The sequence below is a fragment of the Streptomyces zinciresistens K42 genome (assembly GCF_000225525.1).
Taxonomy (GTDB): domain Bacteria; phylum Actinomycetota; class Actinomycetes; order Streptomycetales; family Streptomycetaceae; genus Streptomyces; species Streptomyces zinciresistens.
In genome coordinates, this window is record NZ_AGBF01000028.1 from 1 (window position 1) to 22,825 (window position 22,825).

The 22,825-nt window shown below is 73.9% G+C and carries 20 protein-coding genes; 4 read left to right on the forward strand and 16 right to left on the reverse strand.

The genetic code is table 11. The features are described from left to right. Nucleotides 1-165: 165 nt before the first annotated feature. Genes SZN_RS11815 through SZN_RS11850 form a run of 8 tightly spaced genes read right to left on the reverse strand, consistent with a single transcriptional unit; the run spans nucleotide 166 to nucleotide 6,991 of the window. Nucleotides 166-1,068: a DUF5936 domain-containing protein gene (locus SZN_RS11815; protein ID WP_007494599.1), complete on the reverse strand. Its 903-nt coding sequence runs from the start codon at nucleotides 1,066-1,068 to the stop codon at nucleotides 166-168. A gap of 36 nt (nucleotides 1,069-1,104) precedes the next feature. Continuing rightward, complete coding sequence (locus SZN_RS11820) at nucleotides 1,105-2,052, reverse strand: type II secretion system F family protein (protein WP_007494601.1); 948 nt, start codon at nucleotides 2,050-2,052, stop codon at nucleotides 1,105-1,107. Between the two features lie 10 nt (nucleotides 2,053-2,062). Beyond that, on the reverse strand, nucleotides 2,063-3,400 hold the full coding sequence (locus SZN_RS11825; protein ID WP_007494603.1) for a TadA family conjugal transfer-associated ATPase: 1,338 nt from the start codon (nucleotides 3,398-3,400) through the stop codon (nucleotides 2,063-2,065). After that, nucleotides 3,397-3,771 carry a TadE/TadG family type IV pilus assembly protein gene (locus tag SZN_RS11830; protein WP_007494605.1) on the reverse strand — a complete coding sequence of 125 codons (375 nt, stop codon included), beginning with the start codon at nucleotides 3,769-3,771 and terminating at the stop codon, nucleotides 3,397-3,399. The genes SZN_RS11825 and SZN_RS11830 overlap by 4 nt, the downstream gene beginning before the upstream one ends. Before the next feature lies 1 nt (nucleotide 3,772). Next, entirely contained in the window at nucleotides 3,773-4,096 is a 324-nt protein-coding gene (locus SZN_RS11835; RefSeq protein WP_244313339.1) for a pilus assembly protein, read from the reverse strand. 47 nt (nucleotides 4,097-4,143) lie between these two features. Next, nucleotides 4,144-5,406 (reverse strand): CpaE/TadZ family protein, encoded by a 1,263-nt coding sequence (locus SZN_RS11840; RefSeq protein ID WP_007494609.1) that lies wholly within the window; start codon nucleotides 5,404-5,406, stop codon nucleotides 4,144-4,146. Between the two features lie 9 nt (nucleotides 5,407-5,415). Beyond that, nucleotides 5,416-6,123 carry a Flp pilus assembly protein CpaB gene (cpaB, locus tag SZN_RS11845; protein WP_007494611.1) on the reverse strand — a complete coding sequence of 236 codons (708 nt, stop codon included), beginning with the start codon at nucleotides 6,121-6,123 and terminating at the stop codon, nucleotides 5,416-5,418. A 58-nt stretch (nucleotides 6,124-6,181) separates the two neighbouring features. Next, nucleotides 6,182-6,991, reverse strand: a complete 810-nt coding sequence (locus SZN_RS11850) for a hypothetical protein (RefSeq protein ID WP_007494612.1) — start codon at nucleotides 6,989-6,991, stop codon at nucleotides 6,182-6,184. Nucleotides 6,992-7,266: 275 nt separating this feature from the next. Here SZN_RS11850 and SZN_RS11855 point away from each other — a divergent pair, with 275 nt between their 5' ends. Beyond that, on the forward strand, nucleotides 7,267-8,973 hold the full coding sequence (locus SZN_RS11855) for a chitinase (protein WP_043730107.1): 1,707 nt from the start codon (nucleotides 7,267-7,269) through the stop codon (nucleotides 8,971-8,973). Between the two features lie 296 nt (nucleotides 8,974-9,269). Here SZN_RS11855 and SZN_RS11860 read toward each other — a convergent pair whose 3' ends face one another. The 4 genes from SZN_RS11860 to SZN_RS11875 all read right to left on the reverse strand — a co-directional run bounded on the left by SZN_RS11860 (nucleotide 9,270) and on the right by SZN_RS11875 (nucleotide 14,651). After that, entirely contained in the window at nucleotides 9,270-10,589 is a 1,320-nt protein-coding gene (locus SZN_RS11860; RefSeq protein WP_043730110.1) for an Nramp family divalent metal transporter, read from the reverse strand. Between the two features lie 112 nt (nucleotides 10,590-10,701). Then, the gene (locus SZN_RS11865; protein ID WP_007494615.1) at nucleotides 10,702-11,190 is read right to left on the reverse strand and encodes an ATP-binding protein; all 489 of its coding nucleotides are present in this window, start codon (nucleotides 11,188-11,190) and stop codon (nucleotides 10,702-10,704) included. Nucleotides 11,191-11,267: 77 nt separating this feature from the next. Beyond that, entirely contained in the window at nucleotides 11,268-12,182 is a 915-nt protein-coding gene (locus SZN_RS11870) for an MEDS domain-containing protein (RefSeq protein ID WP_007494616.1), read from the reverse strand. Nucleotides 12,183-12,254: 72 nt separating this feature from the next. After that, nucleotides 12,255-14,651 carry an ATP-binding protein gene (locus SZN_RS11875; RefSeq protein WP_007494618.1) on the reverse strand — a complete coding sequence of 799 codons (2,397 nt, stop codon included), beginning with the start codon at nucleotides 14,649-14,651 and terminating at the stop codon, nucleotides 12,255-12,257. 404 nt (nucleotides 14,652-15,055) lie between these two features. Here SZN_RS11875 and SZN_RS11880 point away from each other — a divergent pair, with 404 nt between their 5' ends. After that, nucleotides 15,056-16,405 carry a M14 family metallopeptidase gene (locus tag SZN_RS11880; RefSeq protein ID WP_007494619.1) on the forward strand — a complete coding sequence of 450 codons (1,350 nt, stop codon included), beginning with the start codon at nucleotides 15,056-15,058 and terminating at the stop codon, nucleotides 16,403-16,405. A 4-nt stretch (nucleotides 16,406-16,409) separates the two neighbouring features. Here the strand turns inward: SZN_RS11880 and SZN_RS11885 are convergent, their stop codons facing one another. The 4 genes from SZN_RS11885 to SZN_RS11900 form a co-directional block, all read right to left on the reverse strand. Next, the gene (locus tag SZN_RS11885; protein ID WP_007494621.1) at nucleotides 16,410-17,102 is read right to left on the reverse strand and encodes a hypothetical protein; all 693 of its coding nucleotides are present in this window, start codon (nucleotides 17,100-17,102) and stop codon (nucleotides 16,410-16,412) included. A gap of 436 nt (nucleotides 17,103-17,538) precedes the next feature. Then, nucleotides 17,539-17,949, reverse strand: coding sequence for a RidA family protein (locus tag SZN_RS11890; protein WP_007494623.1), 411 nt, complete (start codon nucleotides 17,947-17,949; stop codon nucleotides 17,539-17,541). Beyond that, nucleotides 17,946-18,707, reverse strand: a complete 762-nt coding sequence (locus SZN_RS11895; RefSeq protein WP_007494625.1) for an IclR family transcriptional regulator — start codon at nucleotides 18,705-18,707, stop codon at nucleotides 17,946-17,948. The genes SZN_RS11890 and SZN_RS11895 overlap by 4 nt, the downstream gene beginning before the upstream one ends. Then, on the reverse strand, nucleotides 18,704-19,753 hold the full coding sequence (locus SZN_RS11900) for a sugar kinase (protein ID WP_007494627.1): 1,050 nt from the start codon (nucleotides 19,751-19,753) through the stop codon (nucleotides 18,704-18,706). The genes SZN_RS11895 and SZN_RS11900 overlap by 4 nt, the downstream gene beginning before the upstream one ends. A 139-nt stretch (nucleotides 19,754-19,892) precedes the next feature. On the opposite strand from SZN_RS11900, the gene SZN_RS11905 reads away from it, so the two are divergent. Beyond that, on the forward strand, nucleotides 19,893-21,164 hold the full coding sequence (locus tag SZN_RS11905; protein ID WP_007494629.1) for an amino acid deaminase: 1,272 nt from the start codon (nucleotides 19,893-19,895) through the stop codon (nucleotides 21,162-21,164). An 11-nt stretch (nucleotides 21,165-21,175) separates the two neighbouring features. Next, nucleotides 21,176-22,801, forward strand: coding sequence for an N-acyl-D-amino-acid deacylase family protein (locus SZN_RS11910; protein ID WP_007494631.1), 1,626 nt, complete (start codon nucleotides 21,176-21,178; stop codon nucleotides 22,799-22,801). The last annotated feature ends 24 nt before the right edge of the window (nucleotides 22,802-22,825 follow it).

Consider the following 22,825-nt stretch of genomic DNA (forward strand, 5'->3'; position numbering starts at 1 on the left):
TCTCGGCTGCCGCGCGCGGGTTCGTGCCGTGCGGGGGGCCGGGCGGCGCCGTGGCAGGCGAAGGCCCGCCCGCCGCCCGCCGGCCCCGCGCTCCGCCGCCGCGGCGCCCCGCAGCCGTACCGGGATTCCCGCCATGTCCCTCCCCCTCCCTCCCCTGTGCCCCCGTCATTCCCCCGTGAGCGACCCGAAGTCCGTGCCCGAGCCGAGCAGCAGTCCGGCACCGAGCAGGAGCATCGTCGCCGGGACCATGAACGTGGTGATCATCAGCGTGGCCCTGGGCACCGCGCGGGCGGCCTTGCGCCGGGCGTTCTGGGCGTCGGTGCGGCGCATGTCCTTGGCGAGGGCGACCAGGGTGTCGACGATCGGGGCGCCGAGTTCCTCGCCCTGCTGGAGGGCGGTGACGAACATGGCGACCTGTTCGGAGTCGTTGCGCCGGCGCAGTTCCGTGAACGCCTGGCGGCGGCTCATGCCGAGGTCCATCTGGCGCAGGGTGATGCGCAGTTCGTCGGCCCAGGGGCCCTCGTACCGCTCGGCGACGCGGTCGAGCGCCTGGCGGAAGCCGAGGCCGGCGCTGACGACGACGGCCAGGACGTCCAGGAAGTCCGGCAGGGTGCGCTCGATCTCGTCCTTCCTGATGCGGATCGCCGCCCAGATGCCGACCTCGGTCCAGAACGCGCCGAAGGCGAGGAGCAGCAGCGCCACCAGGAACTGGCCGCGCATCAGGAAGACCAGGAAGCCGGTCGCGCCCAGGAGGCCGTAGACGGCGCGGCGGGCGGCGTAGCGGTCGATGGTCAGGCCGCCGGGGTTGCCCGCGAGGTCGATCCTGCGGCGGTAGCGGGCGACGAGCGCGGGGCCCATCAGGCGCAGGACCGCGGGGGCGTAGCGCATGCCCATGCGGTCGACCAGCGAGTGGACGGCGCCGGTGCGGGTCGCGCCGACCTCCAGTGCCAGCGCGAGGTCGGCGGGCAGTCTGGTCTCCGCCCGGTACATGCGGATGCCGGCGAAGACGCCCGCCACGCTCAGCCCCATGGCCAGTGCGAGCAGCAGGCCCAGCGGTCCCGGTCCCATGTCGTCGCTCTCCCTTCCCCGGATGCTTCCGGCGGCTCAGACGTCGATCCGCGACATGCGGCGGATCAGGAAGAAGCCGACCGCGTACAGGCCGAACGCGATCAGTACCGCCGCCTGGCCGAGCGGTGAGCCGGTCATGCGGTCCAGGGCGCCGTCCTGGACGCCGTTCATCAGGAAGAGCGAGCCGACGCCGAGCACGGGCACGGCGTACGAGGTCATGCTGACCTGGGCGAGCTGGGTGCGGACCTCGCGCCGGGTCTCCTTGCGTTCCTCCAGCGTCTCGGTGAGGTTGCGCAGCGCGCTCACCACCTGGCCGCCGGCCCGGTGGGAGAGGACCAGCGTGGTGACGAGGACGACGAGTTCGCGTGAGGGGAGCCGTTCGGCGAGCTCGCCCAGGGCGTCGTCCATGGAGGCGCCGAGGGCGAGCTGGTGGGACACCTTGGCCAGTTCCTCGCCGGCGGGTGCCTCCAGTTCCTCGGCCGCGAGGCCGAGGGCGGTGCGCAGGGCGAGTCCGGCGTGGGCGGCGTTGGCGAGGATGCGGGCGAGTTCGGGGAGCTGGTTGATGAACCGCTCGATGCGCTTCTGGCGCTGCCAGTTGAGGAACTGCACGGCCGCCCACACGCCGAGCAGTCCGGCGATGGGGCCGAAGAAGGGGGCGAGCGCGGCCTGTCCGACGAGCCAGAGGCCCGCGACGGCCGCCAGCATCCAGACGAAGAACTCGCCCGGTGTGATGTCCAGGCCGGTCGCCGTCAGCCGCAGTCCGAGCCGCCTGCCCAGGGCGGTGCGGCGCAGCCGGCGGTCGAGTCCGGCGAAGCGGCGCCGCCGGCCGCCGGGGCCGGTGAGCTGGCCGGTGGCGGCCAGCCGTTCGACCAGGGCCTGGCGCCGGGCCCGGCCGGCCGCGTAGGCGTGCACGCCGGCCACGGCCAGGACGCAGGTCAGCAGCGCGGTGCCGGTCGTGAGGGCGATACGGGTCTGGAGGTCCATGGGCGGGGTCCTACCTGGCTTCTCGGGCGGCGAGTTCGAGCGGGGAGGAGGCGACGCCGAACGCCTGCGGGACCGGCTGGCCCGCCATGTAGAGGCGTTCGGCGGTGCGGCGGGGCAGCGGGTGGTGCAGGAAGGTGCCGTGGACGCGGCCGTCCGCCGTCATGGGCCGGGCGTCGAAGCGGGCGACGGTCACCAGGCGGTAGGGCTCGGCGCCGTGGCTGTCGAGGACGGCGATCTCGGTGACGCGGCGGGCGCCGTCCGGGAAGCGGGTCAGCTGGACGAGGACGTCCACCGCGCTGTTGATCTGGTCGTGCAGCGCCTCGAAGGGGACGGTGACGTCGGACATGGACGCGAGGGTCTTCAGCCGCATCAGGGCGTCCTCGGCGCTGCTGGCGTGCACGGTGGCCAGGGAGCCGTCGTGGCCGGTCGACATGGCCTGGAGCATGTCGAGGGACTCGCCGCCGCGGACCTCGCCGACGACGATGCGGTCGGGGCGCATCCGCAGGGAGTTGCGGACCAGGTCGCGGATGGTGATACGGCCCTTGCCCTCGACGTTCGGGGGGCGGGACTCCAGCCGGATCACGTGCCCCTGCTGGAGCTGGAGTTCGGCGGAGTCCTCGATGGTGATGATGCGCTCGGTCTCGGGGATGAGGCCGGACAGGGCGTTGAGCAGGGTCGTCTTCCCGGTGCCGGTGGCGCCCGAGACGATGATGTTGGACTTCGCCTGCACGAGTCCGGCCAGCAGGTACACCATGGGCTCGTCCAGGGAGCCGAGGCCGGTCATCTCGTGCAGGGTGAAGGAGCGCGGGAAGCGGCGGATCGTGAGGGTGGCGCCGGTCAGGGACAGCGGCGGGATGATGACGTTGACGCGCTCGCCGGAGGGCAGCCGGGCGTCCACCATGGGGTTGGACTCGTCGACGCGCCGGTTCACGGTGGAGACGATGCGCTCGATGGTCTGCATCAGCTGGTCGTGGGAGGGGAAGCGCAGCGGCAACTGCTCGACGCGGCCGCCCCGTTCGACGAAGATCGCGTCGGGGCCGTTCACCATGATCTCGGTGATGGACGGGTCCTCCAGGAGCGGTTCCAGGATGCCGAGGCCGAGTGCCTCGTCGACGACGCGGCGGATCAGCTGGGCGCGCTCGGCGGTCGAGAGCACGGGCCCCTCGCGGCTGATGATGTGCCCGAGGACGCGTTCCAGGCGGGCCCGGCGCTCGGCCGCGGCCAGCGAGCTCATCTCCGCGAGGTCGATCTCCTGGAGGAGCTTGGCCCGGTAGGAGGAGACCAGGTGGCCCTCCTCGCCCCTCCCGCCGTTGTCCTCGGGGGTGTTGATGCGTGACCTCAGGCTCATGGGGTTCCTCGTTCGGCGCCGGTGCGGTCGAGCGGCATGGTGGCGGTCTTCTCGGCGGGGTCGAACTGCCAGCCGGGGACGACGGAGGGGATCCGCACGACGGCGGTGACGGTCACCTCGTCGCCTCCCCCGCCGGCGCCGCAGGTGACGGTGAGCCAGTCGCTGACGGCGTTCGAGCAGGCCGCCTGCGCGCTCTGCTCCAGCGAGGCGGCGCGGGCGCCCGCGCGGGCCGCCGTGCCGGCCTGCTGGGCGGCGTAGGCGATGAGCCCGACCTGGATCCCGGCCAGCGCGACGAGGAGCAGGACCGGGACGAACCCGAGGTATTCGAGGGCGACCTGGCCGCGGTCGCGGGCCTTCCTGGCGTACGGCATCTCAGTCCTTCTCCTCCTCGACCGCGCCGGCGCGCCCGCGGACGTCCAGGGGGAAGCCGATCGCGCCGGGGAAGAGGACGGGGACCCGGAGGGTGACCTCGGCGGTGACGAGGCCGCCCCGGGCGCCGCAGTCGACACCGCCGCTCCAGGCGTCGGGGAGTTCGTCCAGTGCGGCCTGCCGGCACGCCCCCTCCCGCTCTCCGGGCGACGCCACCGCGCCGGCCCGCGCCGCCTCGTCCGCAGCATTCCCCGCGAGCGTGAAGGTGTACCCCACGAGCACGCACTGCCACAGCAGGACCAGGGTGACGACGATCAGGGGCAGCATGCCCAGGAACTCGACCGCCACCTGGCCGCCGTCCCCCCGCCGCCGCCTCACCGCCCGAGCTCCTTGCGCCTGCGGAAGGTCGGTGCCGCCCGCTCGGCGCCGCGGTGCCGCGCGCTCCGGGGGCGTGCGGCCTGCTCGGTGCCCTTGACCAGGCCCAGTTCCCCGGCGAGCGCCCACAGTGCCTGCTTGACGGTGGACTTGTGGTCGAGTTCGTGCACGCGGCCCGCGTCGACGGCGCCCTGGAGCTCCTTGAAGTGGGCGGGGACCGTGGTGGCGGCGACCGCGGTGCCGGTGATGCGCTGGATCAGGGCGGGCTGGATCTCGGTGGCGCGGGTGTGGCGGTTGACGACGACGGTGGTCTCCTCCGCCTTGCGGATCTGGAGGCGGTCCCACATCCGTACGGTCCGCTTGGCGCCGCGCACGGCGACGACGTCGGGGGTGGTGACGAGCAGCGCGGTGTCGGCGGACTCGATGGCGGCGGCGCCCGCGCCGGTGAGCTGGGCGCCGCAGTCGATGACGACGACCTCGTAGCGGGCGCGCAGGGCGGCGACGATGTGCCGGGCGGCCCGGTCGGTGACGTCCTCGCCGCGCTCGCCGTCGCCGGGGGCGAGCAGCAGGGCGAGCCCGCTGTCGTGGCGGAAGACGGCGTCGGCGAGGACGCGGGGGGTGATGTCGCTGATGGCGGCGAGGTCGGCCACCGAGCGGCGGAACTGGATGTCGAGGTAGGAGGCGATGTCCCCGGTCTGGAGGTCCATGTCGAGCAGGGCGGTCGCGCGGCCGGACGCCTGCGCGGCGAGGGCGAGTTGGACGGCGGTGAGGCTGGTGCCCACCCCGCCCTTGGCGCCGCTGACCGTCACCACGGTGCCGCCTGCGCCGTGGAACACGTCGGCCCCGGCGCCCAGATGGCGCCGTACGCCCACCGACCACTGGGCCACGGCGTGGACCCGGCTGGCCAGTTCCTCGTAGTGCAGGGGCAGTCCGACCAGGCCCCGGGCGCCGTAGTCCATGGCGGCCTGGAACAGGCCCGGTCCGGCGTCGGAGGTGACGAGGATGACGCCGACGGCCGGGAAGCGCAGGGCGACGTCCCGGATGAGTTCCAGGGCCGGTACGGGGCCGATGCGCTCGTGGACGACGACGACCTCGGGCAGTTCGTCGATGGACTCGGCGGCGAGCCGGGCGAGGGTGTCGACCAGCTGGGTGGAGTCGGTGACGGGGGTGACCGGCTCGGCGTCGGGGAGCTGGCTGAGCAGGTTCGTGAGGGTACGGACCGCGTCCGCGTCGCCGACGGCCGGGAGGATCCTCGTGGGCATGGGGGCCTCTCACTTGTCCTTGGCGAGTTCGTAGGTGCGGTCCGCGGGGGCGGTGTCGGAGGTGCCGCCCGGGGCCACCAGGGCGAGCCGGACCTCGTCGGCGAAGGACTCGGCGTAGGTGATGCGCTGGGCGTCGGCGGTCCGCAGCGCGAAGGTGATCGGGACGGCCTCGGTGGGCCGGCGCGCGCGGTCCGTGCGGTCGGGTTCGAGGGAGGTGAGCCGGCCGACGTCGATGACGCGGGCGTTCGCCACGATGAGCCGGGACTGGTCGGCGGCGCCCTGGCGCTGTCCCGGGAAGGTGGCGTAGACGTTCACCCTGGAGCCCGGGGTGATCTTGCCGGCGACTCCGGTGGCCGCGTCGATCATGATGGCGAGTTCCTGCTCGTCGGCCTTGAGGGCGGGCTGGTCGACGACCATGTCCTTCTGGAGCAGGGAGCCGGCCCGCAGACCGGTGACGGCGATCTTGCCGCGGATCTCGGCGAGGTCGGTGACGGCGGTGCGCGAGAGCCATCGCTCCGGCATCCGGATCTTCTCGAACTGGTCGGCGTTCAGCGGGGTGTAGGGAGCCACGTCGCCCTTGAGCCGGTAGGCGGAGACCTCCGGGCCGACCTTGGACTTCACGTCGTTGATGACGGACAGCACGCCGGCGAAGGCACCGAGGGCGCACAGGACCGACAGGAGCAGGAGTATCACGCCGCGGCGCTGACGGGAGTTCATGAACCGTGCAACCTCATTGGGGGAATCGGTCGGGGGCGGTGGGGTCGTACGGGTCCGGTCAGCCTGCGCGGGCCGGCTGCTCGTGGGCGGGCGGGGTGGCGGAGCAGAAGACGCAGCGGTCGCCGATGACGTCGATGCCGCACCAGTGGCAGACGCCGCGCCGTACGGAGGTGACGAGTTGGTGGAGCACCGGCAGGTCGGGCAGGTAGGCGCAGAACTCGATCAGCCTGGGCGTGCCCCACCAGCGGGCGGACTCGGCGGGCAGGGCGACCTCGCGCAGCCCCTGGGCGTTCCAGGACGGGGCCAGGGTGGCGGTGACCCAGTCGGACTGCAACTGCCCCTGGGCGACCAGCATCGAGGTGCCGAACTCGGGGCCGGGGAGGGTGACCTGCGGGGTGATGCGGGCGAGGTGCGGTGCCGGGTGGGCGAGCACCCCGAACTGGCTGCCGGGCATCCAGGACTTGGCGTGCGACTTGAGGTCGACGGGGACGCGGTCGAGGCGGGCGACGGAGCCGAGGAGCGCTCCGGCGTGCAGGTAGTGGGTGAGCAGCCGGCCGGCCGAGGCGAGGACGCCGGGGCCGAGGTCGCAGGAGGCCAGCTGGCGCAGCTGGCGGGCGAGGACGGCGAGGGCGAGCGGCGGCAGGTCCGGGCGGAAGAGGGCGATGCGGTCGCTCTCCAGCAGTGAGCGCACGGTGTGCAGCCGTTGCAGGACGGCCGGGGAGACCGACCGGGAGCAGACCACGACGAGGTGTCCGTGCTGCTCGACGATCTGCTGGAGGTCCTCCAGCGAGGCGTCCAGCGGCTCGCGTTCGAGGTCCTGGAGCACGACGGCGGGCACGGTCCGCTCGTCCTGCGCGGGCAGCGCCATGTCGGCACTGGTGACCGCAACGGCAGTTGACACGCGTCGCTCCCCGTTTCCCGCCCGGTCCGGTGCTCCGGCGTTGCTCCGGTGCGCCGGAATTGACTTCATTGCGTGACTGTCTCAGCACTGTATCCACGGCGCGATGACCGGAGAACAGCGTTTCTGTAGCCGGGAAATAACTCTCGACGCACAACTCACTCCAAATCGGGGCAGGTTGCGCGCACCGATTCTCCACGGACCGATCCCTTGACACCTGGATTGGTCTGGACCAACTTGTTGGCATGTCCATAAGCAGAGCGCACAGACGCTTCGCACGGCCGGCCCGCCTCCTCGCGGCAGCCGTGGCCTCCGCCCTCTCCCTGACCTTCCTCGGCGCCGGCCAGGCGTCCGCGGCCGACGTCAACAACGCCAGGAACGCCGGATTCGAGTCCGGCCTGAGCAACTGGACCTGTTCCGCGAACAGCGGCACGACCGTCTCCTCACCGGTGCGCGCCGGCGCGGCCGCGCTGAAGGGGACGCCGGCCGGCCAGGACAACGCCCGCTGCTCCCAGACCGTGGCCGTGCGTCCCTCCTCGACGTACTCGCTCAGCGCCTGGGTGCAGGGCGGCTACACCTACCTCGGCGTCACGGGCACCGGTACCACCGACGTCTCCACCTGGACACCGGACTCGGCGTCCTGGAAGCAGCTGTCCACCACCTTCACCACGGGCGCCTCGACCACCTCGGTCACGGTGTACACGCAGGGCTGGTACGGGCAGGCGGCCTACTTCGCGGACGACGTCTCCGTGTTCGGCCCCGACGGCGGCGGGGGCACCGACCCCGGCCCGACCGTCCCCGCTGCCCCCGCCGGGCTCAGGGTGTCGGGCACGACCTCGTCGTCCGTCTCGCTGGCCTGGAACGCCGTCTCGGGCGCGACCGGCTACAACGTCTACCGCAGCGGCACCAAGGTGACCGCGGTGAGCGGCACCTCCGCGACGGTGACCGGCCTGTCCGCCGCCACCTCGTACCCGTTCCAGGTGACCGCGACCAACGCGGCCGGCGAGTCGCCGAAGTCCGCGACGGTGACGGGGACGACGAACACCACGACGGGCCCCGGCCCCGCGCTGCCCAAGCACGCGGTGACCGGCTACTGGCAGAACTTCAACAACGGCGCCGCCGTGCAGAAGCTCGCCGACGTGCAGTCCCAGTACGACATCATCGCCGTGGCCTTCGCGGACGCGACCGGCACGCCGGGCGCGGTCACCTTCAACCTGGACTCCGCCGGCCTCAACGGCTACACCGTCGACCAGTTCAAGGCGGACATCCGCGCCAAGCAGGCCGCGGGCAAGAAGGTCGTCGTCTCCGTGGGCGGCGAGCGCGGCACCGTCGCGGTCAACGACGCGGCGTCGGCGGCGAACTTCGCGAACTCGGTGTACGCGCTGATGCAGTCCTACGGCTTCGACGGCGTCGACATCGACCTGGAGAACGGCCTCAACGCCACCTACATGACGCAGGCCCTGCGCTCGCTCTCCGGCAAGGCCGGCTCGTCGCTGATCATCACGATGGCGCCGCAGACCATCGACATGCAGTCGACGTCGAACTCCTACTTCCAGACGGCGCTGAACATCAAGGACATCCTCACCGTCGTCAACATGCAGTACTACAACAGCGGTTCGATGCTGGGCTGCGACGGGAAGGTCTACAGCCAGGGCTCGGTGGACTTCCTGACCGCGCTGGCCTGCATCCAGCTGGAAGGCGGCCTGGCACCGTCCCAGGTGGGCCTCGGCCTGCCTGCCTCGCCCCGCGGGGCGGGCAGCGGCTACGTGTCGCCGACGATCGTGAACAACGCGCTCGCCTGCCTCACCAAGGGCACGAACTGCGGTTCGTTCAAGCCGTCCAGGACCTATCCCGACCTGCGGGGCGCGATGACCTGGTCGACGAACTGGGACGCGACCGCGGGCAACGCCTGGTCCAACGCCGTGGGCCCGTACGTGCACGCGCTGTCGTAGCCGGCGCCGTGCCCGCCGGCGGGGTGAGGGGTGGCTCGGACCCCTCACCCCGCCGGCCGGTGGTGCCCCGGCACCCCGGCCGGCTGCGCGACGGGGGCGTACGCCTGCCGCGGTGGCGGCGCGTACGGGGGCGGTCCGTACCGCGGGGGCGGCGGGCCGAAGCCCGGCCCGGGTGGTGGTTGCTGGGGCATCCCTCGGGTCCTCGTCCCTCGCCCGGCCTGCGAGCGCGTACGGCGCGTCGGCGTCGCGGTGCGGGCCCGTTCTCCCCGCACCGCCGCACGCCCGTGCCGGGGGCCTCAGAAGAACCGGGACCACGGCTGGTCCCAGACCTGCTTCACGCACAGCACCAGGAACAGCAGGCCCGCGAGGGCGAGCATCGCGTTGCTCAGCGGGCCGTTGCGCCATTCCCTCGGTGTGCGCGAGGAGTTCAGGAGCCAGAGCAGGGTGCCGGCGAGGAAGGGCAGGAAGGCCGCGCCCAGCACGCCGTAGAGGATGATCAGGCGGAAGGGCTCGCCCTGGAAGAGCAGCACGATCGGCGGGAACGTCAGCCACAGCAGATACGCCCGGAACGGCCAGGAGCGCTCGCGGGTCCCGGCGGCGACCTCCTCGCCCTTCTGCTGGCCCTGGCCCCGGAAGCGGGCGACGAAGTCGGCGAACATCAGGCTCACGCCGTGCCAGACGCCGATCAGGGAGGTGTACGAGGTGGCGAAGAAGCCGATCAGGAAGAACTTGGCGGTCGCCGTGCCGTACTCGTCCTCCAGGATGTCGCCGAGCTGGAGCAGCCCCTTGTCGCCGCTCGCGATGGCCACGTTGGCCGAGTGCAGCAGTTCGGCGCCGACGAAGAGCATCGCGACGACGAAGACGCCGGTCGTGAGGTAGGCGACGCGGTTGTCGAGCCGCATCACCTTCATCCAGCCGCTGTCCGTCCAGCCCTTGGCGTTGACCCAGTAGCCGTACGCGGCCAGCGTGATGGTGCCGCCGACGCCGCCGACGAGACCGAGGGTGTTGAGGACCGAGTCCTTCTCGTCGGGCAGGACCGGCAGCAGACCGGCGAAGGCTTCCCCGAGGTTGGGGGTGACCCGGACCGCCAGGTACACGGTCACCACGAACATGACGCCCACCAGGACCGTCATGACCTTCTCGAAGACCGCGTACTTGTTGAACCACACGAACACCAGGCCCACCACACCGCACGCGACGGCCCACCACTCCAGGTCCATCACGCCCGGGAACAGGGCCTGGAGGGGCAGGGCGCTCGACGACATCGCGGCGGCGCCGTAGACGAAGCCCCAGACGACCGCGTAGACGCCGAAGAACCAGATGGTCCAGCGGCCGAGGCCGGCCCAGCCGTCGAAGAGGGTGCGGCCGGTGGACAGATGCCAGCGGCCCGCCGCCTCGGCGAGGGAGATCTTGACGAGGCAGCCGAGGACCGCCGCCCAGAGCAGGGTGTAGCCGAAGTTGCTGCCCGCGATGAGGGTGGCGACGAGGTCGCCCGCCCCGACACCGGTCGCGGCGACCACGATGCCGGGGCCTATGTGACGCCAACTGGACTCGCGGGGACGGGAGTCCGCCGCGCCGACAGGTGTTGCCGCTGTGTTTCCCGTGGTGTCCGCCATGGGCGTCAAGAAAGCGCAAAGGCGCGGCGGGGACAAGAGGGCGTACGCGATCTCCACCCGATGTGCGCACGCGGGCGCGCGGGGCGGGGCGCGCAGCCCGGCGCCGCGGACCTCACGCGCAGCCCGTCCGGCGCCCGCCGCAGTCCCGCGACCCGCAGGTGCCGAGCTCGAACCACACGGTCCTGCCCGGCCCGTCCTGGTGGCAGCCCCAGCGCCGGGAGAGCGCGTCCACCAGGAACATGCCGCCGCCCGCCGATCCGCGGGCGGCCCGCACCGCCCGCGCCCGGTCGCCGGTGTCGCGGACCTCGCACCGCAGCGTGCCGTGCGCGGCGGACAGGGTGAGCCGGAAGCGGCTCGCCGAGCGCAGCAGGGCGAGCGTGGCCAGCTCGCTCACCAGCAGCTCGGCGGTCTCCGCCACGTCGGCGACGTCCGTCAGCCCCCAGCCCTCCAGCTGCCGCCGGGTCCGCCGGCGCGCCTCGCGCACCGCCAGGGGCCGCGGGTCGTACTCGACGCTCAGATGGCCCGCCCCCATGGGCGGTTGGAGATACGAGCCGTAGGAGGGGACGGGGTCGGGCAGGCGGGCCAGGGAGCGGTGCGGCATGGGTCCACAGTGACGGGTGCGCGCGGCCGTGCGCACGGGGAGGAATACCCGATTCCATACCTGCACGGGGCAATCCCCTACCCGTACTGCAGCCGGACGCTCGCGCCGTCTCGCTCGTCGCGGACGTCGACGTAGGCGCACACCTGGCGGGCGAACCACAGCCCCTGGCCCGGTTCGGGCGTCACGCCGGGCGGTGGCACGAAGCCCGCCAGCGGGTCCTCCACGCGGCGCACGGTCCGCAGTTCGCACACGCAGGCGGGCGCCTCGCCCCACAGTGCGGCCGAGTCCAGCGGGCCGAGCGCGGCGGCCGCCTCGACGACGGCCGTCGCGAACAGTTCGGCGTCCGCGCGGGCCAGCCCCTGCACGGTCGCCCAGGTGCGCACGTGCCCGGCGGTGGGGGCCGGGCCGGGCACGCGCTCGACGTCGGGCGGGGGCGGCGGCAGCGGTACGGCGTCGAGTTCGGCGGCGAGCCGGGCCGGCTCCTCGTAGACCTCGGTGTCGGGGTGCGCGCGGCGGGCGGCGGCGACGACGGCGGGGCCGGCGTGACGGGCGTCGTAGGCGCACAGGGCCGTCGTGGCGAGCGGGGCGAACAGCAGGTTGGCGAGGGCCTCGTAGCGGATCCACTCGGCCGCCTCGCGGGGTGTGCGGCCCGCCCGGCCGCCCCACTCCGGCTCCATCAGCAGGTGGATGCGGCCGCCGGGCCCGGCGTGGGCGGCCAGGTAACCGGCGGCCTGGGCGATGGCGTTGGCGGCGGAGCCGGTGTACCACTCGGTGTGCGGGACGAGCCCGACGCCGTGGGCGCCGGGTCCCAGCACGTCGCGCAGGGCGTCCAGGTTGCGGGGGGCGGCGATGACCACGGGCGGCGGTTCGCCCGGGGCGCCGAGGGCCTCGGTGACGAAGGGGAGGGCGGCGGCGAGGAACTCCTCGTCGCCGCCGAAGACGGCCATGCGGTGGTCGAAGGGGGTGGCGGGCGGGCTGGTTCGGGGGGTCATGGGCGGGTTCTCCTCCCGGGCGGGGTGCGGGCCCCGGGCGGGCCCGCGGGGGCGGGGACACGGCGGGGCGGCTCAGCGCTGGGCCGCCACCCAGGCCGCGATCTGGCTGCGGTTGCTGAAGCCGAGCTTGCCGAGGATGCGTTCGACGTGGCCCTCGGCGGTGCGGCGGGCGATGACCAGGCGTTCGGCGATCTGCTGGTTGGCCAGGCCCTGGGCGACGAGTTCGGCGACCTCGGACTCTCGGCGGGTGAGGACGGCGCCGGTGACGGTGACGGGGGTGCGGACCACGGCCGCGGGCTGCGCCGGCCGGGCGCGGGCCGTGCGGACCGGGCCGCGCGGGCGGTGCGGCTGCCCGGTGTCGCCGACGGCGTAGGCGACGGTCTCGGGCAGGGCGAGCGCCGCGCCGCGGTCGTACGCCCGCCGGAAGCCCGCCCGCCCGAGGGCCTCGCCGGCCCGCGCCTCGCTGTCGGTGCGGGGGCTCAGCAGGGCCGGGGAGCCCCAGCGGTCCTGGTCGATGGCCGACCAGGTGTGGTCGGCGGCGCCCAGCAGGACGGCCGCCCGCTCGTGCGCGCCCGACTCGGTGGCGATACGGGCCAGCAGGTCGAGGGTGAGGGCGATGCCGATGACGTCGTGGACGGCGAGCTTGAGGCGCAGGGCACGGCATGCCTGGTGCTCCGCCCGGGTCCAGTCGCCGCGCACGGTGTGGGCGAGGGCGAGCACGCGCAGCACATAGGAGTGCACCCACTCCTCGCCGTGCCCCTCGCACAGCCGCCGGGCGTGTTCGCACACCTCGACGGCGCGGTCCGCCTCGCCCAGGAAGCCCAGGGCGCAGGCGAGTTCGACCTGGTCGAGCCCGTGCAGGCTGAGGTGCTGGCCGGGGACGGGGCCGCGGGCGACGCTGGCCTCGAAGTGCCGCAGGGCGGTCGGCAGGTCGTCCGTGAACAGGGTGATGACCCCGATGACGTACTCGGCGTGCGCCGCCTCGGCCGCCTCGCCGAGGTGCAGGGCGAGGTCGTGGGCCTCGCGGGCCCGCTCCAGGCCGGCGGTCAGGGCCGAGGTGGAGGCCGCGAGCAGTCCGGCGACCCACAGCGCGCGGGCCCGCTCCGGGGTGGGTTCGGGGTCGGCGGCCAGGGCGCGGTCGAGCCAGTGCCGGCCCTCGCGGGGGGCGCCGCAGGCGTGCCAGTAGAACCACAGGGTCCCGGCGAGGCGCAGGCCCGTGCGGCGCTCGCCGGGGGTGGCGAGGCTGAAGTCGAGGGCCGCGCGCAGGTTGTCCTGGTCGGCGCGCAGCCGGGCGACGATCTCGCGCTGTCCCGGACCGAACCAGGCCCGCTCGCACGCCTGAGCCCGCCGCAGCATCCAGTCCCGCAGGCGGCGCCGGGCGGCGGCCTCCTCGCCGGGCAGCCGGCGCAGCCGGTCCAGTCCGTAGTGGCGCAGGGTGTCCAGGAGGCGGTAGCGGATGCCGTCCGGGCCGGACTCGCGGGACAGGACGGACTTGTCGACGAGGCCGGTGACGGCGTCGAGGACGTCGTGGGCGCCCGCGTCCCGCGCGCCGTCCGGCCCGGGTTCCTCCTGCGCGCAGACCGCCTCGGCCGTGGCCAGGTCGAAGGCGCCCGCGAGCACCGACAGCCGTGCCCACACCGTCTGTTCGCGCCCGGTGCACAGGTCGTGGCTCCAGTCGACGGCGGCGCGCAGGGTCTGGTGGCGGGGCAGGGCCGCGGGGCTGCCGCCGGTGAGGAGGCGGTAGCGGTCGTCGAGGCGGTCGAGGAGCTGGTCGACGTCGAGGACGCGCATGCGCACGGCGGCGAGTTCGATGGCGAGGGGCAGTCCGTCGAGGCGGGCGCAGAGCCGGGCGACGGCGGCGCGGTTGGCGGCGGTCAGCCGGAAGCCGGGGACCACTGCGGCGGCCCGGTCGGCGAAGAGGGAGAGCGCGGGGTGGCCCGCGGGGCCGTTCAGGTCGCCGTCGGGGTCGGGGACCGGCAGGGGGCGGACCTCCAGGAGGTGTTCCTCGGTGAGGCCGAGCCGGTGCCGGCTGGTGGCGAGGACGCGGACGCCGGACGTGCCGTGCAGCAGCGCGGCGGCCAGGTGCGCGCAGGCCGCCGGCAGATGCTCGCAGTTGTCGATCAGCAGGAGCAGCCGGTGCTCGCGCAGCCGTTCGACCAGGGCGTGCAGCGGCGGGCGGGCCGAGTGGTCGTGGAGGTCGAGGGCGTCGGCGACGGCCAGCGGGACGAGCGCGGGGTCGTCCAGGCCGGAGAGGGGCACGAAGTGGACGCCGTCGGGGAAGGTGCGCCGCACGCCGGACGCGATGCGCGCGGCGAGGCGGGTCTTGCCGACACCGCCGGGGCCGGTCAGGGTGACCAGCCGGGTCCTGGCCAGCAGTTCGCGTCCGGCGGCCAGTTCGCCGCGCCGGTCGACGAAGCTGGTGGTCTCGACCGGCAGCCGATGTTCCCGTCGTGGCGCTGATCCGCCCATGACCAGCCGTTCTCCGGAGGGTGTGTCGCAGGGTGACCGGGTGTCCGGTGCCAGGGGACCGGTGGGGGGAGGTCCGGGGCCGGGGAGCCGGCGGGTGCGCCGGACTCCTCGCTGTGGCCGCTGCCGCCGCTGCCGCTCCCACCGCTCCCCTGGCGCGCGGACCCCCACCCTCCACCGGTCGCGCATCACCGTGCACGCCCGCATCACACGCCCGGGTGGATTTCACCCGTGACGGCTCGCGGGGAGGGTGGCGCGCGTACACTGCGCGGCCGATTTTGGGATGGTTCGCGGTGTCACGGACCGCCCCACCCTTGACCTGTCCATGCCATCACCGCACCATGAGCGCCACACCCGCACGACGCACGTCGCACTGAACCCCACCCCCACTCCCACAAGGAGAATTCATGCGACTTCGGATACGCGGCTCGGGCACCGGCGGCCGCAGACGGACCGCCGCCCTGGTCACCCTGCTCGCCCTCGCCATGGCGGCGCCGCTCTCCGCGAACGCGCCCGCGAGCGCGGACAGCGGAGTGCGGGCGGCCTCCTCCGCCGACGACGTACGGCAGTACGAGGTCCGCCTCCGCTCGACCGCCGAGGACCGCACGGCCCTGCAGCGCACCGGCGTGAGCGTGGACCGGGCCGACGACCACGGCGTGGTGGTCTCCGGCCGGGCGGACCAGATCAGGAAGGTGAAGGGACTCGGCTACGACGTCACCCCGCTCGGCGCGGTCCCGGACCGCTCCGCCGGGGACGGCGACGTCCGGCTCAACGACTTCCCCTCCGGCGACTCCGGGTACAGCAACTACGCGGAGATGACCGCGCAGATCAACTCGATCGTCGCGGCCAACCCGGCCATCGCCAGCCAGCGGGTCATCGGCACCTCGTACCAGGGCCGCAACCTCGTCGCCATCAAGATCAGCGACAACGTGGGGACGGACGAGGCCGAGCCCGAGGTGCTGTTCACCAGCCAGCAGCACGCCCGCGAGCACATCACCGTGGAGATGGCGCTGTACCTGCTGCGCGAGCTGACGTCCGGCTACGGCAGCGACTCCCGGGTCACGAACATGGTGAACAACCGCGAGATCTGGATCGTGCCGACCATGAACCCGGACGGCAGCGAGTACGACATCGCGACCGGCTCCTACCGGTCGTGGCGCAAGAACCGGCAGCCCAACTCCGGCTCCTCGTACGTCGGTACGGACCTGAACCGCAACTGGGGCTACCGGTGGGGCTGCTGCGGCGGCTCGTCCGCGTCGGCCTCCTCGGAGACCTACCGGGGCGCGTCGGCGGAGTCGGCGCCCGAGGTGCGGCAGGTCGCGAACTTCGTGCGCGGCCGGGTCGTGGGCGGCAAGCAGCAGATCAAGGCCGCGATCGACTTCCACTCGTACAGCGAACTGGTGCTGTGGCCGTTCGGGTACACCTACTCCGACACCACGACCGGGATGACGGCCGACGACCGCAACGCGTTCGCCGCGGTCGGCGGGAAGATGGCCGCGAGCAACGGCTACACCGCGGAGCAGGCCAGCGATCTGTACATCACGGACGGGTCGATCGACGACTGGCTGTGGGGCAGCCAGAAGGTCTTCTCGTACACCATGGAGATGTACCCGAGGTCCGGCGGCGGGGGCTTCTACCCGCCCGACGAGGTGATCGGGCGGGAGACGGCCCGCAACCGCGACGCGGTGCTGCAACTGCTGGAGAACTCCGACTGCATGTACCGCTCGATCGGCAAGCAGGCGCAGTACTGCGGCTGACCGGCTACTTGGCGGCGGCGTCCGCCGACTCGGCCTCGTCCGCGTCGGTGGCGTCCGCGCCGGTCTTCCCGGTGTCCGGCGTGCCGGTGTCCTCGGTGTCCGGCGCGCCGGTGTCCTCGGCGTCCGCCTCGTCGGCGCCGCCGTCGTCGAAGTAGGCGTCGAGGACCGCGTCCAGTTCCGCGTCCCACTCCGTGAAGCGGCTCCTGGCCGCCGCCTCGATCTCGATCGGGTACCAGCGGCGGTCGGGAGTGTGGACCGTGACGGTGTACCGCTTGCCGAAGCGCGGCGACTCGGTCTCCACCGCGCCGATCTCGTCCCAGCGGAACTCGCACCGCTGGTCGTCCAGCGAGAGCCGGACGCCCTTGTGGTCGGCGACGATCCGGGCCCGGCGGTCGGCGGCCTCGAACACCGGCCCGTCGACGGGCACCGCGTCCTCCCCGGCACCGTCGTCCCCGGCACCCTCCTCGCCGTCACCGTCCCCGGCGGCGGACCGCGCGCCGGCGTCCGGCGCGTCCTGGGCGGCGTCGCGCTCCGGCTCGCCGGGAGCCGTCCGTTCGGAGTCGCCCTCCTCGGCGGCGTCCTTCTTCTTGACGCCCTCCGGCTCGGCGGACGCGGGCGAGGTGAGCCCGGGGATGAAGGCCGGGTCGAACCCGGCGCCCTCCAGGGGCTGGCTGCCTGAACCTATGCGCTGCTCCACAGCGGGCAGTATGGTCGACAATCCTGTGCGCCGCGCAACCGGCCCCCGCATCGTTACAAGAACCACCGCTCCCCCAGGGGCCCTTCAGGCCACGGTGGCTGCAAGACGAGGCTCACCGCCGCCGCGGCGGCGGGTCCGGCCACCGACGGCACGCTCTCCCGCACCGTCCGCGTCCTGGGCGTGTCGCGTCCGCTGGTGCCGAAGTACCCGGCGACCGTCCGCAAGCCGCCGCCGACGTGCGGGGCGAGGATCGAGCCGACCGCGACTGCCAGGACGGCCAGGGCGGCCAGGGCGGCCAGGGCGGCCAGGGCGGCCAGGGCGGTGAACGCCCGCGAGGGGTGGATGCCGGGCGCCGCCGGTCACGGGAGCTCGCGGCATGGCGCCCCGGGGAGGGACGGGCACCATGCCGTGCGCGGCGTGCGGGGGTGCGGCGGCGTCAGCCGAGTACGGCGAGCGCGTCGATCTCGACGAGCAGTCCCGCGGGGAGGCCGACGTAGACCGTCGTGCGCGCGGCGGGCGGCTGGGTGAGCCCCTGCTCCTCGAAGTAGGTGTTGTAGATCCCGTTCATCTCGGCGAAGTGGTCCACGTCGGTCAGGTAGACGCGGATCATCATGACGTCGTCCCAGGAGGCGCCGCCCTCCTCCAGGATCGCCTTGACGTTGGCGAGGGTCTGGAGGGTCTGCTCGCGCAGGGCGGGACCGGCGGGCGTCGGCGGCTGCCCCTCGACGGCCGGGAGAAAGCCGACCTGGCCGGCGACCTGGAGGATGTTGCCCTTGCGGACGCCGTGGGAGAACTTCGCGGGCGGCGTGGTGTGGGTCTTCGGCGTGAGTGCGGTCTTGTCGGTCATGCGGTGCCCTTCACTGGGGTTCTGCCGGAGTACTCGCCGCTGATGCCGTCCGCGGTACGGCGCACCAGGGGCAGCAGGGTGAGGAGTTCGTCGGCGGTGACGACCACGTTGGGCGCCGAGACCGACATCGCGGCGACGACGCGGCCGTCGGCGCCGCGGATCGGCGCGGCGACGCAGTTGATGGACTCCTCGTGGCCGCCGAGGTCGGTGGCCCAGCCCTGTTCGCGCACCTTGTCCAGCTCCCGCAGGAAGGCGGGGGCGCTGGGGGTGGAACGGGCCGTGTACAGGGGGTAGTCGAGCTGTTCGGCGAAGGCCCGGCGCTCGTGCTCGGGAAGGTCGGCGAGCAGCAGCTTCGCCACGGCGGCGACGGTGATGGCGACGGGCTTGCCGATCCGCGAGTACATCCGCACCGGGTAGCGGCTCTCGACCTTGTCGATGTAGAGCACCTCGCCGTCCTCGTGGACGGCGAGGTGCACGGTGTGCCCGCACCGCTCGTTGAGCCGGACGAGGTGGGGGTGGGCGATCTCGCGGATGTCGAGGTTCTCCATCGCCTCCTGGGCGAGGGCGATGAGGCGCGCGCCCAGGCGGTAGCGCTGGTCGGACTGGCGGTAGACCATGCCGTGGTCGTGCAGGGTGCGCAGCAGGCGCAGCGCGGTGGACTTGTGGACGCCGAGGCGGTCGGCGACCCGGCCGAGGTCGGCGGGGCCCTCGGCGAGCAGCGGCAGGATGCTGAGCGCCCGGTCGACGGTCTGGCTCATGGCGTACGTACCTCCTCGTCGGCCCGTGGTGCGGCTTGCGTCCAGCCGGGGCCGAGTCGAAGTTTCTCCCACGCGGCGGCGTCGAGGGCGGCCAGCCGGTCGGCGGCGTCGCGGGCGGGGGGCGGGGCCAGGTCGCCGGGGGCGGCGAGGGTGGCGGCGGCCCACAGGTGGCCGTGGCGCAGCCGCTCGCGCAGCGGCAGGCCGCGCAGGGTGGCGGAGAGGAAGCCGGCGGCGAAGGCGTCTCCGGCGCCGGTCGCGGCGACGACGTCGACGTGCGGGGCGGGGACGAAGACGGGGGGCCGTCCGGTGGCGAACGCGGTGGCCCCGCGGCCCCCTTCCTTCACCACCAGCACGGCCGGCCCCGGCAGCAGTTCGCGGATCGCCTCGGGGCCGCCGGTGGCGCCCCAGGCGTCCTCGGCCTCGTCCGCCCCGACGAACACCAGGTCGCCGGCGCGGGCCAGGTCGAGCAGCACGGCGGGGCCGCCGGGCGCGCGCCACAGCGCGGGCCGGTGGTTGACGTCGAAGGAGACGAGGGGGCCGTCCTCGCGGGGTGCGACGAGGGCGCGCAGCAGGTCCAGGCAGCCGGCCGAGAGCGCGGCCGTGATCCCGGACAGGTGCAGCACCCGGCCCGAGCGCGCGGCGGCGAGGTCCACGTCGTCCACGGACATCGCCGAGGCGGCCGAACCCGCCCGGTAGTAGGCCACCTCGTGGGCGTCGGTGGCCCGGTCCCCCGCGGTGCGGAAGTAGATGCCGGTGGGGCGGTCGGGGTCGATCCGTACGGCGCTGGTGTCGACGCCGTGGGCGGCGATCCGTTCGAGCAGGTGGTCGCCGAACGCGTCGGCGCCGACCCGGCTGACCCAGCGCACCCGGTGGCCCGCGGCGGCGAGCCCGCAGGCGACGTTGGACTCGGCGCCGCCGATGCCGCGCGCGAACGAGGGTACGTCGGCGAGGCGTCCCGGCCGCGACGGCAGGAAGGTGACCATGGACTCGCCGAGCGCGACGACATCGACGCCGTCGGGGGCGTTGCGGGGTCCGGTGCGGGTCACGGTCGTCGTGGCTCCAGGTCGTGTGGGGGCGGGACGGCGGCTCCGTTGACCCGCGGTTGGCCGAGATGTTAGACAGCGGTGAGCGAGGTACGCAATGAACGTTGCAGTCAATGCAACGCACCGGATCCAGGGAGGTTCCATGAGCAACGAGGCGCTCGCCCGGCTGGCCGAGGAACGCGTCGACCACCGCTTCAAGGGCCTCCCCCCGGACGCCGACGGGCTGACCGTGGCCGAACTGGCCGCCGAGCGCCGCAACCTGTTCACCGGCGGCTTCACCACCCCGGTGCTCGCCCTGTCCGCCGAGCGCCTGGCGCACAACCTCGACCTCATGGAGACGTACGCCGCCCGCCACGGCCTGGCCTTCGCGCCGCACGGCAAGACCTCCATGGCGCCCCAGCTGTTCCAGCGGCAGATCGAGCGCGGCGCCTGGGGCATCACGCTCGCCGTGCCCCACCAGGTGCGCGTGGCACGGGCGTTCGGCGTCCAGCGCGTCTTCCTCGCCAACGAGCTGGTGGACGCGCCCGCCCTGCGCCGGATCGCCGCGGAGCTGACCGCCGACCCGTCGTTCCGCTTCGTCTGCTACGTCGACTCCGTGCGCGGCGTGGAGCTGATGGACCGGGCGCTGCGGGACGCCGGGGCCGCCCGCCCGCTGGACGTGGTGGTCGAGCTGGCGGCCGGCGAGGGCGCGCGCACCGGGGTGCGCACCGGGGAGGAGTGCGCGGCGGTCGCGGACGCGGTGGCGGCCGTGCCGACGCTGCGGCTGGCGGGGGTCGCCGGCTACGAGGGCGAGGTGCCGCGCGCGGACCCGGAGCGGGTGCGCGCCTGGCTGCGCCGGCTGGTCGCGCTGGCCGCCGCGTTCGACGAGGCGGGCCGCTTCGCGGGGCTGACGGAGATCGTGGTCAGCGCGGGCGGCAGCGCGTGGTTCGACGCGGTGGCGGACGTCTTCGCGGAGATCCCCGAACTCTCCCTCCCGGTGCTGAAGTTGCTGCGCTCGGGCGCGTACGTCTCGCACGACGACGGCCACTACCGCAAACTGACGCCCTTCAACCGGGTGCCGCGGGAGGGCGCGCTGGAGCCGGCCTTCCGCCTGTGGGCCCAGGTCGTCTCCCGCCCCTCCCCCGAGCAGGCGTTCGCCAACGCGGGCAAGCGCGACGCCGCCCACGACCTCGATCTGCCCGTGGCGCAGGCGGTGCGCCGCGACGGCGCCGAGCGCCCGGCCGACGGCGTCACGGTGACCGGGCTGTCCGACCAGCACGCGTGGCTGGCGACCACCGCCGAGGCGGACCTGGAGGTCGGGGACTGGCTCGGCATGGGGCTGTCGCACCCGTGCACGTCGTTCGACAAGTGGCAGCTGATCCCGGTCGCCGAGGCGGACGGGACGGTCGTCGACTACATCCGCACGTTCTTCTAGGAGGCGTACCCATGGAGGAGCTGGTCATCCGGGACGCGGAGGTCGTGGACGGCGGCGGCGGCCCGTCCTACCGCGCCGACGTGGTGGTGGACTGCGGCCGGATCGTGTCGATCGTCCAGGAGGCGGCCGCGGCGGGCTGCCAACGGCCCGAAGCGCGACGCGAGTTGGACGCCGAGGGCCTGGTCCTCGCGCCGGGCTTCGTCGACATGCACGCCCACAGCGACCTGGCGCTGCTGCGCGACCCCGACCACTCCGCGAAGGCCGCCCAGGGCGTCACCCTGGAGGTCGTCGGCCAGGACGGGCTGTCGTACGCGCCGGTCGACGACCGCACGCTGGCGGAGGTGCGCCGCGCGATCACCGGCTGGAACGGCTCCGGCGACGACGTCGACTTCGACTGGCGGACCGTCGGCGAGTACCTGGACCGGCTGGACGCCGGGTTCGGCGGCGAGGGCATCGCCGTCAACGCCGCCTATCTGATCCCGCAGGGCACGGTCCGCGCGCTCGCGGTGGGCTGGGAGGACCGCGAGGCCACGCCCGCCGAACTGGACCGGATGCGGCGCCTGGTGGCCGAGGGCATGGAGCAGGGCGCGGTCGGGCTGTCGTCGGGGCTGACGTACACACCGGGCATGTACGCCAAGGACGCCGAACTGACCGAGCTGTGCCGGGTGGTGGCGTCCTACGGCGGCTACTACTGCCCGCACCACCGCTCCTACGGGGCGGGCGCCCTGGCGGCGTACGCGGAGATGGTGGCGCTGACCCGGGAGGCGGGCTGCGCCCTCCATCTCGCCCACGCCACCATGAACTTCGGCGTCAACGAGGGCCGCGCGCCCGAGCTGCTGGCCCTGCTCGACGAGGCGCTGGCGGCCGGCGCGGACATCAGCCTGGACACCTACCCGTACACCCCCGGCTGCACGACGCTCGTCGCCCTGCTGCCGAGCTGGGCGGGCGAGGGCGGCCCGGAGGCGGTGCTGGCCCGGCTGGCGGACGACGCCACCGCCGAGCGCATCCGCCACCACATGGAGGTCGTCGGGGCGGACGGCTGCCACGGCGTGCCCGTCGAGTGGGACACCGTCGAGATCTCCGGTGTGGGCGACCCGGCCCTCGCGGACCACGTGGGGCGCACGGTGCTGCGCGCGGCGCGCGAGCGGGGCGAGGAGCCCTGGGTGACCGCCCGCCGGCTGCTCCTGGCGGACCGGCTGGGCACGACGATCCTCCAGCACGTGGGCCACGAGGAGAACGTACGGGCGATCATGCGCCACCGCGTCCACACGGGCGGCTCGGACGGCATCCTCCAGGGCACGAAGCCGCACCCGCGCGCGTACGGCACCTTCCCGCACTACCTCGGCCGCTACGTACGGGAGTTGGGGGTGCTGTCGCTGGAGGAGTGCGTGGCCCGTCTGACCTCGCGCCCGGCGGCGCGGCTGCGGCTGGCCGACCGGGGGCTGGTCCGCGAGGGCTACCGGGCGGACCTGGTGCTGTTCGACCCGCGGACGGTGGCGGCCGGTTCGACCTTCGAGGAGCCCCGGCGGCTGCCGACGGGCATCCCGCACGTGCTGATCGACGGCCGGTTCGTCGTCGAGGACGGCCGCAGGACGGACGTGCTGGCGGGGCGGGCGGTCCGCAGGACACCCCGGTGACGGCGAGGGCCGCGAGTGCCCCGG

Bases quoted from the DNA above. Each gene is read 5' to 3' on its own strand.
- SZN_RS11815 (WP_007494599.1), bottom strand. From the start codon at position 1,068: ATGGGACCGGGACCGCTGGGCCTGCTGCTCGCACTGGCCATGGGGCTG.
- SZN_RS11820 (WP_007494601.1), bottom strand. From the start codon at position 2,052: ATGGACCTCCAGACCCGTATCGCCCTCACGACCGGCACCGCGCTGCTG.
- SZN_RS11825 (WP_007494603.1), bottom strand. From the start codon at position 3,400: ATGAGCCTGAGGTCACGCATCAACACCCCCGAGGACAACGGCGGGAGG.
- SZN_RS11830 (WP_007494605.1), bottom strand. From the start codon at position 3,771: ATGCCGTACGCCAGGAAGGCCCGCGACCGCGGCCAGGTCGCCCTCGAA.
- SZN_RS11835 (WP_244313339.1), bottom strand. From the start codon at position 4,096: ATGCTGCCCCTGATCGTCGTCACCCTGGTCCTGCTGTGGCAGTGCGTG.
- SZN_RS11840 (WP_007494609.1), bottom strand. From the start codon at position 5,406: ATGCCCACGAGGATCCTCCCGGCCGTCGGCGACGCGGACGCGGTCCGT.
- cpaB (WP_007494611.1), bottom strand. From the start codon at position 6,123: ATGAACTCCCGTCAGCGCCGCGGCGTGATACTCCTGCTCCTGTCGGTC.
- SZN_RS11850 (WP_007494612.1), bottom strand. From the start codon at position 6,991: ATGGCGCTGCCCGCGCAGGACGAGCGGACCGTGCCCGCCGTCGTGCTC.
- SZN_RS11855 (WP_043730107.1), top strand. From the start codon at position 7,267: ATGTCCATAAGCAGAGCGCACAGACGCTTCGCACGGCCGGCCCGCCTC.
- SZN_RS11860 (WP_043730110.1), bottom strand. From the start codon at position 10,589: ATGGCGGACACCACGGGAAACACAGCGGCAACACCTGTCGGCGCGGCG.
- SZN_RS11865 (WP_007494615.1), bottom strand. From the start codon at position 11,190: ATGCCGCACCGCTCCCTGGCCCGCCTGCCCGACCCCGTCCCCTCCTAC.
- SZN_RS11870 (WP_007494616.1), bottom strand. From the start codon at position 12,182: ATGACCCCCCGAACCAGCCCGCCCGCCACCCCCTTCGACCACCGCATG.
- SZN_RS11875 (WP_007494618.1), bottom strand. From the start codon at position 14,651: ATGGGCGGATCAGCGCCACGACGGGAACATCGGCTGCCGGTCGAGACC.
- SZN_RS11880 (WP_007494619.1), top strand. From the start codon at position 15,056: ATGCGACTTCGGATACGCGGCTCGGGCACCGGCGGCCGCAGACGGACC.
- SZN_RS11890 (WP_007494623.1), bottom strand. From the start codon at position 17,949: ATGACCGACAAGACCGCACTCACGCCGAAGACCCACACCACGCCGCCC.
- SZN_RS11895 (WP_007494625.1), bottom strand. From the start codon at position 18,707: ATGAGCCAGACCGTCGACCGGGCGCTCAGCATCCTGCCGCTGCTCGCC.
- SZN_RS11905 (WP_007494629.1), top strand. From the start codon at position 19,893: ATGAGCAACGAGGCGCTCGCCCGGCTGGCCGAGGAACGCGTCGACCAC.
- SZN_RS11910 (WP_007494631.1), top strand. From the start codon at position 21,176: ATGGAGGAGCTGGTCATCCGGGACGCGGAGGTCGTGGACGGCGGCGGC.